The organism is Streptomyces erythrochromogenes (genome assembly GCF_036170895.1).
GTDB lineage: Bacteria > Actinomycetota > Actinomycetes > Streptomycetales > Streptomycetaceae > Streptomyces > Streptomyces erythrochromogenes.
The window spans coordinates 6,619,334-6,636,812 of record NZ_CP108036.1 but is presented as its reverse complement, the minus strand read 5'-3'; the positions used below and the strand labels follow the sequence as shown (position 1 = coordinate 6,636,812).

General features: G+C 71.5%; 17 protein-coding genes. 1 reads left to right on the top strand and 16 read right to left on the bottom strand.

Going from position 1 to position 17,479, the window contains the following annotated elements; genetic code table 11:
* Window positions 1-8: 8 nt before the first annotated feature.
* The 8 genes from pyrF to pyrR all read right to left on the bottom strand — a co-directional run bounded on the left by pyrF (window position 9) and on the right by pyrR (window position 10,057).
* Complete coding sequence (pyrF, locus tag OHA91_RS30405; RefSeq protein ID WP_031150173.1) at window positions 9-848, bottom strand: orotidine-5'-phosphate decarboxylase; 840 nt, start codon at window positions 846-848, stop codon at window positions 9-11.
* The gene (locus OHA91_RS30400) at window positions 845-1,954 is read right to left on the bottom strand and encodes a quinone-dependent dihydroorotate dehydrogenase (protein ID WP_266503051.1); all 1,110 of its coding nucleotides are present in this window, start codon (window positions 1,952-1,954) and stop codon (window positions 845-847) included. The genes pyrF and OHA91_RS30400 overlap by 4 nt, the downstream gene beginning before the upstream one ends.
* 89 nt (window positions 1,955-2,043) lie before the next feature.
* Window positions 2,044-5,352, bottom strand: coding sequence for a carbamoyl-phosphate synthase large subunit (gene carB / locus OHA91_RS30395; RefSeq protein ID WP_031150176.1), 3,309 nt, complete (start codon window positions 5,350-5,352; stop codon window positions 2,044-2,046).
* Window positions 5,345-6,493 carry a glutamine-hydrolyzing carbamoyl-phosphate synthase small subunit gene (carA, locus tag OHA91_RS30390; RefSeq protein WP_031150178.1) on the bottom strand — a complete coding sequence of 383 codons (1,149 nt, stop codon included), beginning with the start codon at window positions 6,491-6,493 and terminating at the stop codon, window positions 5,345-5,347. The genes carB and carA overlap by 8 nt, the downstream gene beginning before the upstream one ends.
* On the bottom strand, window positions 6,490-7,071 hold the full coding sequence (locus OHA91_RS30385) for a PH-like domain-containing protein (protein WP_328740381.1): 582 nt from the start codon (window positions 7,069-7,071) through the stop codon (window positions 6,490-6,492). Before OHA91_RS30385 ends, carA begins: the two co-directional genes overlap by 4 nt.
* Window positions 7,068-8,354: a dihydroorotase gene (locus OHA91_RS30380; RefSeq protein WP_031150182.1), complete on the bottom strand. Its 1,287-nt coding sequence runs from the start codon at window positions 8,352-8,354 to the stop codon at window positions 7,068-7,070. The genes OHA91_RS30385 and OHA91_RS30380 overlap by 4 nt, the downstream gene beginning before the upstream one ends.
* Before the next feature lie 2 nt (window positions 8,355-8,356).
* Entirely contained in the window at window positions 8,357-9,352 is a 996-nt protein-coding gene (locus tag OHA91_RS30375) for an aspartate carbamoyltransferase catalytic subunit (RefSeq protein WP_031150184.1), read from the bottom strand.
* A gap of 129 nt (window positions 9,353-9,481) precedes the next feature.
* A complete protein-coding gene (gene pyrR, locus OHA91_RS30370; RefSeq protein WP_030656222.1) occupies window positions 9,482-10,057 on the bottom strand; it encodes a bifunctional pyr operon transcriptional regulator/uracil phosphoribosyltransferase PyrR in 576 nt (191 codons plus the stop codon).
* Between the two features lie 287 nt (window positions 10,058-10,344).
* Between pyrR and bldD the strand changes: the two genes are divergently transcribed.
* Entirely contained in the window at window positions 10,345-10,845 is a 501-nt protein-coding gene (bldD, locus tag OHA91_RS30365) for a transcriptional regulator BldD (protein WP_030026184.1), read from the top strand.
* Between the two features lie 210 nt (window positions 10,846-11,055).
* On the opposite strand, the gene nusB is transcribed toward bldD, so the two are convergent.
* From nusB to aroC, 8 genes are all read right to left on the bottom strand, one after another.
* Window positions 11,056-11,490, bottom strand: coding sequence for a transcription antitermination factor NusB (gene nusB, locus OHA91_RS30360; protein ID WP_030830207.1), 435 nt, complete (start codon window positions 11,488-11,490; stop codon window positions 11,056-11,058).
* Between the two features lie 2 nt (window positions 11,491-11,492).
* Window positions 11,493-12,059 (bottom strand): elongation factor P, encoded by a 567-nt coding sequence (gene efp, locus OHA91_RS30355; protein WP_030830204.1) that lies wholly within the window; start codon window positions 12,057-12,059, stop codon window positions 11,493-11,495.
* 59 nt (window positions 12,060-12,118) lie between these two features.
* Window positions 12,119-13,225 (bottom strand): aminopeptidase P family protein, encoded by a 1,107-nt coding sequence (locus tag OHA91_RS30350; RefSeq protein ID WP_031150188.1) that lies wholly within the window; start codon window positions 13,223-13,225, stop codon window positions 12,119-12,121.
* A 109-nt stretch (window positions 13,226-13,334) separates the two neighbouring features.
* Window positions 13,335-14,111 carry an AAA family ATPase gene (locus OHA91_RS30345; protein WP_031150190.1) on the bottom strand — a complete coding sequence of 259 codons (777 nt, stop codon included), beginning with the start codon at window positions 14,109-14,111 and terminating at the stop codon, window positions 13,335-13,337.
* A 92-nt stretch (window positions 14,112-14,203) separates the two neighbouring features.
* Window positions 14,204-14,644: a type II 3-dehydroquinate dehydratase gene (aroQ, locus tag OHA91_RS30340; protein WP_031150192.1), complete on the bottom strand. Its 441-nt coding sequence runs from the start codon at window positions 14,642-14,644 to the stop codon at window positions 14,204-14,206.
* Window positions 14,641-15,732, bottom strand: a complete 1,092-nt coding sequence (aroB, locus tag OHA91_RS30335; RefSeq protein WP_031150195.1) for a 3-dehydroquinate synthase — start codon at window positions 15,730-15,732, stop codon at window positions 14,641-14,643. The genes aroQ and aroB overlap by 4 nt, the downstream gene beginning before the upstream one ends.
* Window positions 15,729-16,247, bottom strand: coding sequence for a shikimate kinase (locus OHA91_RS30330; protein ID WP_031150197.1), 519 nt, complete (start codon window positions 16,245-16,247; stop codon window positions 15,729-15,731). Before OHA91_RS30330 ends, aroB begins: the two co-directional genes overlap by 4 nt.
* On the bottom strand, window positions 16,244-17,428 hold the full coding sequence (aroC, locus tag OHA91_RS30325; RefSeq protein WP_031150199.1) for a chorismate synthase: 1,185 nt from the start codon (window positions 17,426-17,428) through the stop codon (window positions 16,244-16,246). Before aroC ends, OHA91_RS30330 begins: the two co-directional genes overlap by 4 nt.
* Between the last annotated feature and the right edge of the window lie 51 nt (window positions 17,429-17,479).

Here is a 17,479-nt window from a genome sequence, read left to right as displayed (position 1 = left end):
GGCACTCCTTACGCGGAAACGGCCTCGCGGATCTCGTCGGAGAAGCGGCGGGCCGCGCCGCGCAGCGCCGTGACGTCCGGTCCGTGCTTGAGGACGCCCCGCGAGACGTTCGGGACCACGTTGCGCACGGCCTTGCCGAAGACCGCCGGCAGGTCCGCCGCGGTCGCGCCCTGCGCGCCGATGCCGGGGGCCAGCAGCGGGCCGTTGATGTCCAGGTCGAAGGAGGACAGATCGCCCAGGGTGGCGCCGACCACCGCGCCGAAGGATCCCATCGGGGAGGCGTCCGCGTTCTCCGCGGCCAGGTGCGCCAGCATCGTGGCCCCGATGGTCCGGCCGTCCTCACGGACCGCCCGCTGGACCTCGGCGCCCTCCGGGTTCGACGTCAGGGCCAGGACGAACAGGCCGGCGCCCGACTCGCGCGCCAGCTCGACCGCGGGGGCGAGGGAGCCGTAGCCCAGGTACGGGGACACCGTCAGCGCGTCCGAGAACAGCGGCGAGGCCGGGTCCAGGAAGGCCGAGGCGTACGCGGCCATCGTCGAGCCGATGTCGCCCCGCTTGGCGTCCATGACGACCAGGGTTCCGGCCGCCCGGGCGTCCGCGACGGTCTGCTCCAGGACGGCGACGCCCTTGGAGCCGAACCGCTCGAAGAAGGCGGCCTGCGGCTTGAAGACCGCCACCGACTCCGCGAGCGCCTCGACGACCGTGCGGGAGAAGCGCTCCAGACCCGCGATGTCGTCCTGGAGGCCCCACTGCGCCAGCAGGGCGGCGTGCGGGTCGATGCCCACGCACAGCGGGCCGCGGGAGTCCATCGCGGCGCGCAGGCGGGTGCCGAACGGGGTCAGGGTCACTGTGCGGCCTTTCGGGTCTCGGCGCCCACCGCGTCGGCGAGCGTCGCGTACGGGCTGGCGGCCAGGCGTGCGGCCAGGCCCTTGTGGATGGCGCGGGCGTAGAAGGGGCCCTCGTAGATGAAGGCGCTGTAGCCCTGGATCAGCGTGGCGCCGGCCAGGATGCGCTGCCAGGCGTCCTCGGCGTTCTCGATGCCGCCGACCCCCACCAGCACCAGGCGGTCGCCCACACGGGCGTACAGGCGCCGCAGGACCTCCAGGGAGCGCTCCTTGACGGGCGCGCCGGAGAGTCCGCCGGTCTCCTTGACCAGGGACGGGGAGGACTTCAGGCCGAGGCCCTCCCGGGCGATGGTGGTGTTCGTGGCGATGATGCCGTCGAGGCCGAGCTCCAGGGCCAGGTCGGCGACGGCGTCGACGTCCTCGTCCGCGAGGTCGGGGGCGATCTTGACCAGCAGGGGGACGCGGCGGTCGGTCACGGTGCGGTCCGCGGCCTCGCGCACGGCCGTCAGCAGCGGGCGCAGCGACTCGGTGGCCTGGAGGTTGCGCAGGCCGGGGGTGTTCGGGGAGGAGACGTTGACGACGAGGTAGTCGGCGTGGCGGGCGAGCCGCTCGGTGGAGGTGACGTAGTCCCCCACGGCCTCCTCCTCGGGCACGACCTTCGTCTTGCCGATGTTGACGCCGACGGTCGTCCTGAAGACCGCCTCGCGGGCCGCCAGGCGGGCCGCGACGGCCGCCGAGCCCTCGTTGTTGAAGCCCATGCGGTTGATCAGGGCGCGGTCCGGCACGAGCCGGAAGAGCCGCTTCTTGGGGTTGCCGGGCTGCGGCTCGGCGGTGACCGTGCCGATCTCGATGTGGTCGAAGCCGAGCATCGACATGCCGTCGATGGCGACGGCGTTCTTGTCGAAGCCCGCCGCGAGCCCGAAGGGGCCGTGCATGCGCAGGCCCAGGGCCTCGGTGCGCAGCTCCTTGTGGCGCGGGGCCAGGGCGGCCGCCACGAAGGTGCGCAGCACGGGGGTGCGGGCCGCGAGGCGGATCCAGCGGAAGGCCATGTAGTGGGCGGCTTCCGGGTCCATCCGCTTGAAGACCAGGTTGAAGAAGATCTTGTACATCGTCGAGAGGATCCCTCTGCGCTCGTGAAGAGGGGGACACCCGTCGTGAAACCGGTGTCCCCCTCTCCCTGTCCGGGCTGTACGGGTGCTTAGTCGCGGGCCGCGGTCAGGTGCTCCGCGTGCTCCTGGAGGGAGCGGACGCCCACGTCGCCGCGGTTGAGCGCGTCGATGCCCTGGACGGCCGCGGCGAGCGCCTGGACCGTCGTCAGGCACGGGACGCCGCGGGCCACGGCCGCCGTGCGGATCTCGTAGCCGTCGAGGCGGCCGCCGGTGCCGTACGGGGTGTTGACGATCAGGTCGACCTGGCCGTCGTGGATCAGCTGGACGATGGTCTTCTCGCCGTTCGGGCCCTCGCCCTCGCTGAGCTTGCGCACGACGGTGACGTTGATGCCGTTGCGGCGCAGGACCTCGGCGGTGCCGGAGGTGGCCATCAGCTCGAAGCCGTGGGCGACGAGCTCGCGGGCCGGGAAGATCATCGAGCGCTTGTCGCGGTTGGCGACGGAGATGAACGCGCGGCCCTTGGTGGGCAGCGGGCCGTAGGCGCCGGCCTGGGACTTGGCGTAGGCGGTGCCGAAGACGGCGTCGATGCCCATGACCTCGCCGGTGGAGCGCATCTCCGGGCCGAGGACGGTGTCCACGCCGCGGCCGTGGATGTCGCGGAAGCGCGACCACGGCATGACGGCCTCCTTGACGGAGATCGGCGCGTCGATCGGCAGGGTGCCGCCGTCGCCGGTCTTCGGGAGCAGGCCCTCCTCGCGCAGCTCGGCGATGGTGGCGCCGAGCGAGATGCGGGCGGCGGCCTTCGCGAGCGGGACGGCGGTGGCCTTCGAGGTGAAGGGGACGGTCCGGGAGGCGCGCGGGTTGGCCTCCAGGACGTAGAGGATGTCGCCCGCCATCGCGAACTGGATGTTGATCAGGCCGCGGACGCCGACGCCCTTGGCGATGGCTTCGGTGGAGGCGCGCAGGCGCTTGATGTCGTAGCCGCCGAGGGTGATCGGGGGCAGGGCGCAGGCCGAGTCGCCGGAGTGGATGCCGGCTTCCTCGATGTGCTCCATGACGCCGCCGAGGTAGAGCTCGTTGCCGTCGTAGAGGGCGTCGACGTCGATCTCGATGGCGTCGTCGAGGAAGCGGTCGACCAGCACGGGGCGGGTCGGGGAGATCTCGGTGGACTCCGCGATGTACGACTCCAGGCGGGCCTCGTCGTAGACGATCTCCATGCCGCGGCCGCCGAGCACGTAGGACGGGCGCACCAGGACCGGGTAGCCGATCTCGTCGGCGATCGCCTTCGCGCCGGCGAAGGTGGTGGCGGTGCCGTGCTTGGGGGCCGGCAGGCCGGCCTCGGCGAGGACCCGGCCGAAGGCGCCGCGGTCCTCGGCGGCGTGGATGGCCTCGGGCGAGGTGCCCACGACGGGGACGCCGTTGTCCTTGAGGGCCTGGGCCAGGCCCAGGGGGGTCTGGCCGCCGAGCTGGACGACGACGCCGGCGATGGGGCCGGCCAGCGACTCGGCGTGGACGATCTCCAGCACGTCCTCGAGCGTGAGCGGCTCGAAGTACAGGCGGTCGGAGGTGTCGTAGTCGGTGGAGACGGTCTCCGGGTTGCAGTTGACCATCACGGTCTCGTAGCCGGCGTCGCTGAGGGCGAAGGAGGCGTGGACGCAGGAGTAGTCGAACTCGATGCCCTGGCCGATGCGGTTCGGGCCGGAGCCCAGGATGATGACCGCGGGCTTGGTGCGCGGGGCGACCTCGGACTCCTCGTCGTACGAGGAGTAGAAGTACGGGGTCTTCGCGGCGAACTCGGCGGCGCAGGTGTCGACCGTCTTGTAGACCGGGCGGACGCCGAGGGCGTGGCGGACCTCGCGGACGACGTCCTCGCGCAGGCCGCGGATCTCGGCGATCTGGGCGTCGGAGAAACCGTGGCGCTTGGCCTCGGCGAGCAGCTCGGGTTCGAGCTTCTCGGCGCCGGCGAGATCGTCGGCGATCTCCTTGATCAGGAAGAGCTGGTCGACGAACCAGGGGTCGATCTTCGTGGACTCGAAGACCTCTTCCTGGGTGGCGCCGGCGCGGATGGCCTGCATGACGGTGTTGATGCGTCCGTCGGTGGGGCGCACGGCGGTGGCGAGGAGCTCGTCCTTGTCGCCGGGCTCGCCGACGAAGGTGAACTGCGAGCCCTTCTTCTCCAGGGAGCGCAGGGCCTTCTGGAGGGCCTCCGTGAAGTTGCGGCCGATGGCCATGGCCTCGCCGACCGACTTCATGGTCGTGGTGAGGGTGGCGTCGGCGAGCGGGAACTTCTCGAAGGCGAAGCGGGGGGCCTTGACGACGACGTAGTCGAGGGTCGGCTCGAAGGAGGCCGGGGTCTTCTCGGTGATGTCGTTGGGGACCTCGTCGAGGGTGTAGCCGATGGCCAGCTTGGCGGCGATCTTGGCGATCGGGAAGCCGGTGGCCTTCGACGCGAGCGCCGAGGAGCGCGAGACGCGCGGGTTCATCTCGATGACGATGACGCGGCCGTCGACCGGGTCGATCGCGAACTGGATGTTGCAGCCGCCGGTGTCGACGCCGACCTCGCGGATGATCGCGATGCCGATGTCGCGCAGCCGCTGGTACTCGCGGTCGGTGAGCGTCATGGCCGGGGCGACGGTGATCGAGTCGCCGGTGTGGACGCCCATCGGGTCGAAGTTCTCGATGGAGCAGACGACGACCACGTTGTCCTTGGTGTCGCGCATCAGCTCCAGCTCGTACTCCTTCCAGCCGAGGATGGACTCCTCCAGGAGCACCTCGGTGGTCGGGGAGAGCGTGAGGCCCTGGCCGGCGATGCGGCGCAGCTCGTCCTCGTCGTGGGCGAAGCCGGAGCCGGCGCCGCCCATGGTGAAGGAGGGGCGGACGACGACGGGGTAGCCGCCGAGGGTCTCGACGCCCCCCAGGACGTCGTCCATCGAGTGGCAGATGACCGAGCGGGCGGACTCGCCGTAGCCGATCTTGGCCTTGACGGCTTCGACGACGCCCTTGAAGAGGTCGCGGTCCTCGCCCTTGTTGATGGCCTCGACGTTGGCGCCGATGAGCTCGACGCCGTACTTCTCCAGCACACCCTGCTCGTGCATGGAGATGGCGGTGTTCAGCGCGGTCTGGCCGCCGAGGGTCGGGAGCAGCGCGTCGGGGCGCTCCTTCGCGATGATCTTCTCGACGAACTCGGGGGTGATCGGCTCGACGTACGTGGCGTCGGCGATCTCCGGGTCGGTCATGATCGTCGCGGGGTTGGAGTTGACCAGGATGACGCGCAGGCCCTCGGCCTTGAGGACGCGGCAGGCCTGGGTGCCGGAGTAGTCGAACTCTGCGGCCTGTCCGATGACGATCGGGCCGGAGCCGATGACCAGGACGGACTGGATATCGGTGCGCTTAGGCACGCTCGGCCTCCATCAGGGATACGAAGCGGTCGAAGAGGTACGCGGCGTCGTGCGGGCCGGCGGCCGCTTCGGGGTGGTACTGGACGGAGAAGGCCGGCTGGTCGAGCAGCTGGAGGCCTTCGACGACCTGGTCGTTCAGGCAGACGTGGGAGACCTCGGCGCGGCCGTAGGGGGTCTCGGAGACCCTGTCGAGGGGCGCGTCCACGGCGAAGCCGTGGTTGTGCGCGGTGACCTCGACCTTGCCGGTGGTCCGGTCCTGGACCGGCTGGTTGATGCCGCGGTGGCCGTACTTCAGCTTGTAGGTGCCGAAGCCGAGGGCGCGGCCGAGGATCTGGTTGCCGAAGCAGATGCCGAAGAGCGGGGTCTTGCGCTCCAGGACGCCCTGCATGACGGCGACGGGGCCGTCGGCGGTGGCCGGGTCGCCCGGGCCGTTGGAGAAGAACACGCCGTCGGGGTTGACGGCGTAGACGTCCTCGACGGTGGCGGTGGCGGGCAGCACGTGGACCTCGATGCCGCGCTCGGCCATGCGGTGCGGGGTCATGCCCTTGATGCCGAGGTCGACGGCGGCGACGGTGAAGCGCTTCTCGCCGATGGCGGGGACGACGTACGTCTCCTTGGTGGCGACCTCGGCGGAGAGGTTCGCGCCCTTCATCTCGGGCTGGGAGCGGACCTTGGCCAGCAGGGCCTCGTCGCGGATGCCGACCCAGGCCTCGCCGGAGAAGATGCCGACGCGCATGGCGCCGCGCTCGCGCAGGTGGCGGGTCAGGGCGCGGGTGTCGATGCCGGAGATGCCGACGACGCCCTGCTTGACGAGCTCCTCGTCCAGCGTGCGCCGGGAGCGCCAGTTGGAGGGGACGCGGGCGGGGTCGCGCACGACGTAGCCGGAGACCCAGATGCGGGAGGACTCGGGGTCCTCGTCGTTGACGCCGGTGTTGCCCACGTGGGGGGCGGTCATGACGACGACCTGCCGGTGGTACGACGGGTCGGTGAGGGTCTCCTGGTATCCGGTCATGCCGGTGGAGAACACGGCCTCGCCGAAGGTCTCCCCCACTGCGCCGTAGGCGCGGCCGCGGAAGATGCGGCCGTCCTCCAGGACGAGTACGGCGGGAGCTTTGGCTGCTCCCCTGGTGGAGGTCGTCATCGTTCGGCGCCTTCCGTCGTGATGGATGAGTTCATGAGGTTGATCGCTTCGACCCATGCGGCGTGTTCGGCCGCGCGGTCGGAGCGGAATCCGGAGTCGATCAGCTTGTCGCCGTGCGCCCATGTGACGACGAGCAGACCGCCCTCGGTGAGTACCTTGCCCGCGATTCCCTTGTCGAGGCGGGCGCCGCGCAGCTGCGCGGCCGGTACGAAGAAGTCGTTGGCACCCGGTCGGACCACGTCCAGGCCCGCGTCGGTGAGCGTGAGCTCGACCCGACTGCGGACGCCCAGGCCGTGGGCGACGATCCGGTCGAGCCACTGCCCGGCGGTGGTGGACCCGTGGTACCGGCCGGTGAGTGCCAGCCGGTGCTCGGGGAGTCCGTCGGGGGCGGCGGGGAGTTCGGGCAGATCGTTCTGCAGGGCCCCTCGCCATTTCCAGCCCTGCCGCATCAGCCAGTACACGAACGCGATGAAGACGACCAGGCCGACCACCCATGCGATGCGGGCGCCTACGTTGGTCACCTCCGCCGACTGTCGTTCGGCGGCCTCGGCGGCCAGTTGGATTACTGCAGGTGTCACGCCAGTTTCCCGTCCACGACCGTTGCCCGGCCCCGCAGGAAGGTGTGAGTGACGCGTCCCGGCAGCTCACGGCCCTCGTAAGGCGTGTTGCGGCTGCGGGAGGCGAAGTGTGCGGGGTCCACGACACCACGGTACGAGGTATCGACCAAGGTCAGGTTCGCGGGTTCACCTGCCGAGACGGGACGGCCGTGGTTCTCGAGACTGCCGATGCGGGCCGGGGCGAAGCTCATGCGCTCGGCGACGCCCGCCCAGTCGAGCAGCCCGGTCTCCACCATCGTCTGCTGGACGACGGAGAGCGCGGTCTCCAGGCCGACCATGCCCATGGCGGCGGCGGCCCACTCGCAGTCCTTGTCCTCGTGCGGGTGCGGGGCGTGGTCGGTGGCGACGATGTCGATCGTGCCGTCGGCGAGGGCCTCGCGCAGGGCCATGACGTCGCGCTCGGTGCGCAGCGGCGGGTTGACCTTGTAGACCGCGTTGTACGAGCGGACGAGTTCGTCGGTGAGGAGCAGGTGGTGCGGGGTGACCTCGGCGGTGACGTCGATGCCGCGGGACTTGGCCCAGCGGACGATCTCGACGGAGCCGGCGGTGGAGAGGTGGCAGATGTGGACGCGGGAGCCGACGTGCTCGGCGAGGAGGACGTCGCGGGCGATGATCGACTCTTCGGCGACGGCGGGCCAGCCGCCGAGGCCGAGTTCGGCGGAGACGATGCCCTCGTTCATCTGGGCGCCCTCGGTGAGGCGGGGCTCCTGGGCGTGCTGGGCGACGACGCCGCCGAAGGCCTTCACGTATTCCAGGGCGCGGCGCATGATCACGGCGTCGTCGACGCACTTGCCGTCGTCGGAGAAGACGGTGACGCGGGCGGCGGACTCGTGCATGGCGCCGAGTTCGGAGAGCTGCTTGCCCTCCAGGCCGACGGTGACGGCGCCGATGGGCTGCACGTCGCAGTAGCCGGATTCCTTGCCCAGGCGCCAGACCTGCTCGACGACGCCGGCGGTGTCGGCGACGGGGAAGGTGTTCGCCATGGCGAAGACGGCGGTGTAGCCGCCGGAGGCGGCGGCGCGGGTGCCGGTCAGGACGGTCTCGGAGTCCTCGCGGCCCGGCTCGCGCAGGTGGGTGTGCAGGTCGACGAGGCCGGGGAGGAGGACCTGGCCCTCGGCCTCGATGACGGTCGCGCCCTCGGCGGACAGGTTCCGGCCCACCTCGGCGATGGTCTCGCCGTCGATCAGGACGTCCTGCGCCTCGCCGCCGAGTACCTTCGCGCCACGGATAAGGATCTTGCTCATGGTTACTTGCTCTCCTCGGTACGGGCGGGGGCGGCGGGGGTGGTCGTGACGGCGGGCTCGGAGCCTCCGAGCAGCAGGTAGAGGACGGCCATCCGGGTGGAGACGCCGTTGGCGACCTGCTCGACGGCCGTGCAGCGGTCGGAGTCCGCGACCTGGGCGGTGATCTCCATGCCGCGGTTCATCGGGCCGGGGTGCATCACGATGGCGTGCTCGGGCATCTTGGCCATGCGGTCGCCGTCGAGGCCGTAGCGGCGGGAGTACTCGCGCTCGGTCGGGAAGAAGGCGGCGTTCATGCGTTCGCGCTGCACACGCAGCATCATCACCGCATCGGACTTCGGCAGCACGTCGTCGAGGCTGTACGAGACCTCGCACGGCCAGGTCTCGACGCCGATCGGGACCAGCGTGGGCGGCGCCACCAGGGTGACCTCGGCGCCGAGGGTGTGCAGCAGGTGGACGTTGGAGCGGGCCACGCGGCTGTGCAGGACGTCGCCGACGATGGTGATGCGGCGGCCGCCGAGGTCCTTGCCGAGGCCCGCGTCGCGGCCGACGAGGCGGCGGCGCATGGTGAAGGCGTCCAGCAGGGCCTGGGTGGGGTGCTCGTGGGTGCCGTCGCCGGCGTTGACGACGGCGGAGTCGATCCAGCCGGAGGTCGCGAGCCGGTAGGGGGCGCCGGAGGCGTGGTGGCGGATGACGACGGCGTCGGCGCCCATCGCCTCCAGGGTCAGCGCGGTGTCCTTCAGGGATTCGCCCTTGGAAACCGAGGAACCCTTGGCGGAGAAGTTGATGACGTCGGCGGAGAGCCGCTTGGCGGCCGCCTCGAAGGAGATCCGGGTGCGGGTCGAGTCCTCGAAGAAGAGGTTGACGACGGTGAGGCCGCGCAGGGTGGGCAGCTTCTTGATCGGCCGGTCCGCGACGCGGGCCATCTCCTCGGCGGTGTCGAGGATCAGGACGGCGTCGTCGCGCGTGAGATCGGCGGCCGAGATGAGGTGGCGCTTCATCTGGATGGCTCCGTAGGTCGGGAGGGCGTGGTGCAGGCGGACTGACGTGCAGCGGACGGACGTGCAGGGGTGCGAGCGGGCAGGGCAGGGCTCGGCGCGGACCCCGCCGGGGTCCGTCGTCGTGGTGGGCTACTGCCCTGCTGCCTGGGCGGTCCGCTGGCCGAGCAGCACGGCGTCACGGCCGTCCTCCTCCTGGAGCTGGACCTTGACGGTCTCCCGCAGCGACGTGGGGAGGTTCTTGCCGACGTAGTCGGCGCGGATCGGCAGTTCGCGGTGGCCGCGGTCGACGAGGACGGCGAGCTGCACGGCGCGGGGCCGGCCGAGGTCGCCGAGGGCGTCGAGCGCGGCGCGGATGGTGCGGCCGGAGAAGAGGACGTCGTCGACGAGGACGACGAGGCGGCCGTCGAGGTCGTCGCCGGGGATCTCGGTGCGACCGATCGCGCGGGCGGGCTTCATCCGCAGGTCGTCGCGGTACATGGTGATGTCGAGGGAGCCGACCGGGATCTTCGTTCCGGTGATCTCTTCGAGCTTGGCGGCCAGCCGGCGGGCCAGGTACACACCGCGGGTGGGAATGCCGAGGAGCACCACGTCGTCGGCGCCCTTGGCGCGTTCGACGATCTCGTGGGCGATACGGGTCAGGACCCGTGCGATGTCCTGCGCCTCCAGTACGGGGCGCGCGGAATCGGAGTTCTGCTGGGCGTCCATGAAAAGGACCTCCTTCTCCGCCTCACGGGACGGACCTTAAAGGACGTCTGATGTACGTCTCCCACGGTACCAGGGCGTCGGCGGTGGGTCGGCACCCGGGGGTGGCGCGGGGGCGCTCACGGGGCTGCTGGCGCCGCCCTCGCGGGGGGAGGGAGACCATTCGGCTTGACGCACCCAAGTAACGCTGCGTAACCTCACAGTGAGTTACCAGCCGCGCGGCGGAGCCGCACGTAGTTACGTAGTCGCAGTGTCCATACAGTCACAGCGTCACAGCGTCCGGGAGCGTTATGTCCAGCGAATACGCCAAACAGCTCGGGGCCAAGCTCCGCGCCATCCGCACCCAGCAGGGCCTTTCCCTCCACGGTGTCGAGGAGAAGTCGCAGGGCCGTTGGAAGGCCGTGGTGGTCGGGTCGTACGAGCGCGGGGACCGCGCCGTGACCGTCCAGCGCCTTGCCGAACTGGCGGACTTCTACGGGGTGCCGGTGCAGGAACTGCTGCCGGGCACGACTCCCGGCGGAGCGGCCGAGCCGCCGCCGAAGCTGCGCCTCGACCTGGAGCGCCTGGCGGGCGTCCCCGCCGAGAAGGCCGGCCCGCTGCAGCGTTACGCGGCGACGATCCAGAGCCAGCGCGGGGACTACAACGGCAAGGTGCTGTCGATCCGCCAGGACGACCTGCGCACCCTGGCCGTCATCTACGACCAGTCGCCCTCGGTCCTGACCGAGCAGCTCATCAGCTGGGGCGTGCTGGACGCGGACGCCCGCCGCGCGGTGGCGCACGAGGACGTCTGATCCTCACGCTGCACACCAGCAGAAACGTTACCGGTGGCTGCCGGACCCTTGCGGGGTCCGGCAGCCACCGGTTTTTTCGTCCCTCGCGCCCCGACCGCGGAAACGGGACCTGGACCGGGACCGGCGACACAACGGAAGGGCCCGCAGCGTGTGCGCTGCGGGCCCTTCCGTAAGGCGGTGCCGGTGCTGCTGTGGGCGGCGGCGTGCGGGTCAGCTCTCGCTGCGCCGCAGGCTCGGCTTCAGGTCCTTGAAACGGGCCAGCAGCCCGTTCACGAACGAGGGGGACTCGTCCGTCGAGAACTCCTTGGCCAGCTGGACGGCCTCGTCGATGGCCACGGCGTCCGGGGTGTCGTCCACCCAGATCAGCTCGTAGGCACCGAGCCGCACGATGTTCCGGTCCACGACCGGCATGCGGTCGAGGTCCCAGTCCACGGCGTAGGTGACGATCAGGTCGTCGATGCGGTTCACCTTGTCGGCGTAACCCTCGACAAGATCCATCGTGAAGGCGCTGACCGGCGGCTGCCGGTCGTCCGACCGCGCGTGGCGGATCCAGTCCGCGAGGACCTCGCGGACGGACACCCCGCGCTGGTCGGCCTCGAAAAGGATCTGGAAGGCGCGCTTGCGCGCGTTGCTCCGGGCAGCCACGGTTAGCTGTTCACCCGGCCGAGGTAGTCGCTGCTGCGGGTGTCGACCTTGACCTTCTCGCCCGTGTTGACGAAGAGCGGGACCTGGATCTCGTGGCCGGTCTCCAGGCGCGCCGGCTTGGTGCCGCCGGTGGAGCGGTCGCCCTGGACGCCCGGGTCGGTGTGCTCGATGACGAGCTCGACGGCGGCCGGGAGCTCGACGTAGAGCACCTCGCCCTCGTGCTGCGCCACGGAGGCGGTGAAGCCCTCGATGAGGAAGTTGGCGGCGTCGCCGACAGCCTTCTTGTCGACCATCAGCTGGTCGTAGGTCTGCATGTCCATGAACACGAAGTACTCGCCGTCCATGTAGGAGAACTGCATGTCACGGCGGTCGATGGTGGCCGTCTCGACCTTCGTGCCGGCGTTGAAGGTCTTGTCGACGACCTTGCCGGAGAGCACGTGCTTGAGCTTGGTGCGCACGAAGGCCGGGCCCTTGCCGGGCTTGACGTGCTGGAACTCGACGACGGACCAGAGCTGGTCACCGTCGAGCTTGAGCACCATGCCGTTCTTGAGGTCGTTCGTGGAAGCCACGGTTGCGGAATCTCCTGCACTGGAAGACCACGGGTGCGCGCACAACCCGGCAGTGCGGGCTAGAGCGCGAGCAGCTCCTTGGTCGTAATGGTGAGTAGCTCGGGACCGCCGTCCGCCTCGGGGCGTACGACGAGCGTGTCATCGATCCGGACACCTCCCCGGCCGGGGAGGTGAACCCCCGGTTCGACGGTGACCGGCACGCAAGCGTCCAGTTTACCCATTGCCGTAGGTGCAAGCTGCGGGTCCTCGTCGATTTCGAGGCCGACGCCGTGTCCCGTCCACGGAGCGAGGGCCTCCGCGTGCCCGGCGGAGTCCAGTACGGATCGGGCCGCGTGGTCGACCTCGCGGTAGGCGGCCCCCGGCAGCAGCGCCTCGCGGCCCGCCCGCTGGGCGGTGAAGACGCAGTCGTAGAGCTCGATCTGCCAGTCGGCGGGGGTGGTGCCGATGACGAACGTCCGGCCGATCTCGCACCGGTAGCCGCGGTAGTTGGCGCCCAGGCAGACCGAGAGGAAGTCCCCCTCCTCCACCCTGCGGTCGGAGGGCCGGTGCCGGGAGCGCCCGGAGTGCGGGCCGGTGCCGACGGAGGTCGGGAAGGCCGGGCCGTCCGCACCGTGGTCGACGAGGCGCCGCTCCAGCTCCAGGGCGAGGTGGCGTTCGGTGCGCCCGACGAGGATGGACTCCAGCAGCTCGCCCAGGGCCTGGTCGGCGATCTCGGCGGCGATCCGCAGGCAGGCGATCTCCCCCTCGTCCTTGACGAGGCGCTGCTGCTCCACGGCCGTCCCGAGGTCCGCGAGGCGCAGCTTGGGCGCGACGGAGCGCAGGGCCCGGTGCCGGGCGACGGTGAGGTGGTGCTCCTCCACGGCGAGCGAGTCGGCGCGGACGGAGGAGGCGGCGTCGGCCGCCGCGACGGCGGGATCCCCGCCGCGGGCGGCCAGCACGGTGACACGGAGGTGTTCGTCGAGGCGGCCCTCGTCGGCTTCGCCGGTGGGTGCGCCGACGCAGAACATCGCGTCCTCGGTCGGTCCGACGAGGAGTACGGCGCCGAGCGGTGACGCCCCGGAGAGGTAGCGGACGTTCGCCGGACGCGTGATCAGCGCGGCGGCGTTCCCCGCGGCGGCGCATCGGTCGCGAAGCAGGCCCCGACGGGCGGCGTACACGTCTGACATGTCTTCGAGCGTACGAGCGCCCCGCGGATCCGGCCCGGCGAGCGCGTCCGGACGGGGCGCGGCACGGCAGAGCGGGGCGGGGCGCGGCGCCGCGCTCCCCCGCGGGCGGCTACCAGCCGCTGGGCGCCGGCATGGCCCTGGCCAGGGCCTCGTCGAGGGCGCGGGCGGTGCCCTCGACGTCGAGGTGGGAGTTGTCGATGATCGGCAGCCCGGAGCCGTACCAGCCGGCCATCCGGCCGTGGATGCGGGCGACTTCCTCGTCGGAGAGCCGTCGGTTGCCGGAGCGCTCGGCGTTGCGCTCCAGGACGATCTCCAGTCCGGGCAGGAGTACGACCGGCAGCAGCGTCGGGCCCACGTGCCGTTTCCAGCCGCCCAGGCCCACCACGGGCCGGTCGGGGAAGACGGCGTCGTCGAGGATGCAGGAGATGCCGTTGGCCAGGTAGTTGCGGGCCGCGAAGCCGCAGGTGCGGCGGGCGAGGCGGTACTGCGCCTCGGAGTGCTCGTTCCAGCCGGCCTGCGGGTCGGCGAAGCCGGAGCAGACCCATTCCCGCACGTCGTCCAGGCTGACGTGGGCGGTCGGCACGGGCCGGGTGCTGGCCCAGTGCCGGGCCACGGTGGTCTTCCCCGCGCCGGCCGGCCCGATCAGCAGTACGGCGAGCACCGCTCCGCCGGTTCCCGCCACCGCGGGCGGCAGCGGGATGTGCCCGGTGGCCTCCGGCACGGGCGCCACCTGCGGCGGCGGCGGTGGCGGGGCCTGGTGCTGGGCCGACGGCGGGGGCGGGTGCGAACCCGGCCAGCCCTGCGCCGGGGGTATAGGCGGCTGCGGGGGCGTCGAAGGACGCTGCCCCGGCTGCCCCCAGGCCCCGCCACCCACTCCTTGGTGCATCCGCTGCCACTCCGTCTCGTTCCTGCGACTGATGCGAGAACGTTATATGACCGCGGTGGCCCGGCCGTCCACCAGGCCACCGGGCGGGTGCGTCAGGCGTCGATCTCGTCCGCCAGCGCCCGCAGCGCCAGCCGGTAGGAGCCGATGCCGAAGCCTGCCACGGTCCCGGTCGCCACGGCAGCGATGACCGAGGTGTGCCGGAACTCCTCGCGGGCGTACGGGTTCGAGATGTGCACCTCGATCAGCGGCGCCGTGCGCTGCGCGGCCGCGTCCCGCATGCCGTACGAGTAGTGGGTGAAGGCCCCCGGGTTGATGACCACGGGGAGCTTCCCGTCGGCCGCCTCGTGCAGCCAGCGGATCATCTCGCCCTCGTCGTTGGTCTCGCGGACCTCGACGTCGAAGCCGAGCTCCTCGCCCAGCGAGCGGCAGCTGTCCACGAGTCCCGCGTACGAGGTGGCCCCGTACACGTCGGGCTCGCGCGAGCCGAGCCGGCCCAGGTTCGGGCCGTTCAGCACGAGCACGCGGCGGCTCACGCCGACACCTCGCCGTAGGCGGCGATCAGGTGCGCCGGGTCGGGGCCCTCCAGGACGGTCGGCTTGCCCAGTCCGTCCAGGACGATGAAGCGCAGCAGGTTGCCGCGGGACTTCTTGTCGACCTGCATGGTCTGGAGCAGCTTGGGCCACTGGTCGCCGCGGTAGGTCAGCGGCAGCCCGACCGAGGCGAGGACCGCCTTGTGCCGGTCGGCGGTGGCGTCGTCGAGGCGGCCGGCGAGCCGGCCGAGTTCGGCGGCGAAGACCATGCCGACCGACACGGCCGCGCCGTGCCGCCACTTGTAGCGCTCGTTCTTCTCGATGGCGTGCGCGAGGGTGTGGCCGTAGTTGAGGATCTCCCGCAGCCCCGATTCCTTGAGGTCGCTGGAGACGACGTCCGCCTTGACCTGGATGGAGCGCACGATCAGCTCGGCGGTGTGCGGGCCTGCGGGCGTACGGGCCGCCTGCGGGTCCTCCTCGATCAGGTCGAGGATCACCGGGTCGGAGATGAAGCCGGCCTTGATGATCTCGGCGAGGCCGCTGACGTAGTCGTTGACCGGCAGCGACTCCAGCGCCGCCAGGTCGCACAGCACTCCGGCCGGCGGGTGGAAGGCGCCGACGAGGTTCTTGCCCTCGGCGGTGTTGATGCCGGTCTTGCCGCCGACGGCCGCGTCCACCATCGCCAGGACGGTGGTCGGTACGGCGACCCAGCGCACGCCGCGCAGCCAGCTGGCCGCGACGAAGCCCGCGAGGTCGGTGGTGGCTCCGCCGCCGACGCCGACGATGACGTCGGTGCGGGTGAAGCCGGACTGGCCGAGCGCCTTCCAGCAGTAGGCCGCGACCTCGATCGTCTTGGCTTCCTCGGCGTTCGGCACCTGGATGGCGACCGCCTCGTAGCCCTGGTCGGCGAGGTCGTCGCGCAGGGCCTCACCGGTCGAGGCGAGGGCCTCGGGGTGGATCACGGCGACCCGCTGGGCCTTCGTACCGATCAGGGAGCCGAGCTCGCCGAGCAGCTGCCGCCCGACCAGCACGTCGTACGCGTCGTGTCCGGCGGTCGCGCCGACCTGGATCCGCGTCACCTGGTCTGTCATACGTCCTTCAACTCCAGAGCGTCGAGGACCGCCTGGGCGACCTCTTCGGGGGTGCGGTCGTCGGTGGCCACCACGACGCGCGCGACTTCGGTGTACAGGGGGCGCCTGGCCTCCATCAGCTCGCGCCACTGGCGGCGCGGGTTGACGGCGAGCAGCGGGCGCGCGGCGCCGAGGCCCACGCGCCGTACGGCTTCCTCGACGTCCATCGAGAGATAGGCGACGGGCAGGCCGGTCAGCAGCTCGCGGGTGCCCTCGTCGAGGACGGCGCCGCCGCCGAGGGCGAGGACTCCGGTGTGCCCGGAGACGGCGGCCGCGACGGCCTGCCGCTCCAGCTCGCGGAAGTACGGCTCGCCCTCGTCGACGAAGATGTCGGAGATCGGCCGGCCCTGGGCCGCGACGATGTCCGCGTCGGTGTCCCGGTAGCGGACGCCGAGCCGCTCGGCGAGCAGCGCCCCCACCGTGGACTTGCCGGACCCCATGGGCCCGACGAGGACGACGAGCGGTCCGGCCGTCACCGGATCTGCAGGTTGTCGAGGTAGGACCGGACGTTGCGGCGGGTCTCGGGGACCGAGTCTCCGCCGAACTTCTCGACGACGGCGTCGGCCAGCACGAGGGCGACCATGGCCTCGGCGACGATGCCGGCGGCCGGCACGGCGCACACGTCGGAGCGCTGGTGGTGGGCCACCGTCGCCTCTCCGGTGGCCACGTCGACGGTCGCCAGCGCGCGCGGGACGGTCGCGATGGGCTTCATCGCGGCGCGGACGCGGAGCAGTTCGCCGGTGGTCAGGCCGCCTTCGGTGCCGCCGGAGCGGCCGGAGGTGCGCTTGATGCCCTCGGGGGTGGAGACGATCTCGTCGTGCGCCTGCGAGCCGGGCACGCGGGCGAGCTCGAAGCCGTCGCCGACCTCGACGCCCTTGATGGCCTGGATGCCCATGAGGGCGGCGGCGAGGCGGGCGTCGAGCCGGCGGTCCCAGTGGACGTGCGAGCCGAGGCCGACCGGGACGCCGTAGGCGAGGACCTCGACGACGCCGCCGAGGGTGTCGCCGTCCTTGTGGGCCTGGTCGATCTCCGCGACCATCGCCTTGCTGGCATCGGCGTCGAGGCAGCGCACCGGGTCGGCGTCGAGCCTGTCGACGTCGGCCGGGGTCGGGTAGACGCCGTACGGGGCCTTGGCCGCGGCCAGCTCGACCACGTGGGAGACGATCTCGATGCCCGCGACCTCCTTGATGAAGGACCGGGCGACGGCGCCGAGGGCGACGCGGGCGGCGGTCTCACGGGCGCTGGCGCGCTCCAGGATCGGCCGGGCCTCGTCGAAGCCGTACTTCTGCATGCCCGCGAGGTCGGCGTGGCCGGGGCGCGGACGGGTCAGCGGCGCGTTGCGGCCGGTGTCCTTCAGGAGCGAGGGGTCGACCGGGTCGGCCGACATGACGGTCTCCCACTTGGGCCACTCGGTGTTGCCGATCATGACCGCGACCGGGCCGCCCTGGGACAGGCCGTGGCGGACGCCGCCGAGGAAGGTGATCTCGTCCTGCTCGAACTTCATGCGGGCACCGCGGCCATAGCCGAGCCGGCGCCGGGCCAGGTGATCGGCCACCAGCTCGGTGGTGACCGGGACGCCGGCGGGAAGACCCTCCAGCGTCGCGACCAGTGCCGGTCCGTGCGACTCTCCTGCGGTCAGCCAACGCAACCTGCTCAACGATGCTCCTCATGCTCGCGCCTGGTACTGCGACGGCGCGATCGGGTGCGC

Excerpts from the sequence above, each read along its gene's own strand:
- OHA91_RS30375 (WP_031150184.1), bottom strand. The coding sequence starts at position 9,352 with ATGAAGCGCCACCTCATCTCGGCCGCCGATCTCACGCGCGACGACGCC.
- pyrR (WP_030656222.1), bottom strand. The coding sequence starts at position 10,057 with ATGGACGCCCAGCAGAACTCCGATTCCGCGCGCCCCGTACTGGAGGCG.
- OHA91_RS30400 (WP_266503051.1), bottom strand. The coding sequence starts at position 1,954 with ATGTACAAGATCTTCTTCAACCTGGTCTTCAAGCGGATGGACCCGGAA.
- OHA91_RS30350 (WP_031150188.1), bottom strand. The coding sequence starts at position 13,225 with ATGTCAGACGTGTACGCCGCCCGTCGGGGCCTGCTTCGCGACCGATGC.
- aroB (WP_031150195.1), bottom strand. The coding sequence starts at position 15,732 with ATGACAGACCAGGTGACGCGGATCCAGGTCGGCGCGACCGCCGGACAC.
- carA (WP_031150178.1), bottom strand. The coding sequence starts at position 6,493 with ATGACGACCTCCACCAGGGGAGCAGCCAAAGCTCCCGCCGTACTCGTC.
- OHA91_RS30345 (WP_031150190.1), bottom strand. The coding sequence starts at position 14,111 with ATGCACCAAGGAGTGGGTGGCGGGGCCTGGGGGCAGCCGGGGCAGCGT.
- bldD (WP_030026184.1), top strand. The coding sequence starts at position 10,345 with ATGTCCAGCGAATACGCCAAACAGCTCGGGGCCAAGCTCCGCGCCATC.
- OHA91_RS30380 (WP_031150182.1), bottom strand. The coding sequence starts at position 8,354 with ATGAGCAAGATCCTTATCCGTGGCGCGAAGGTACTCGGCGGCGAGGCG.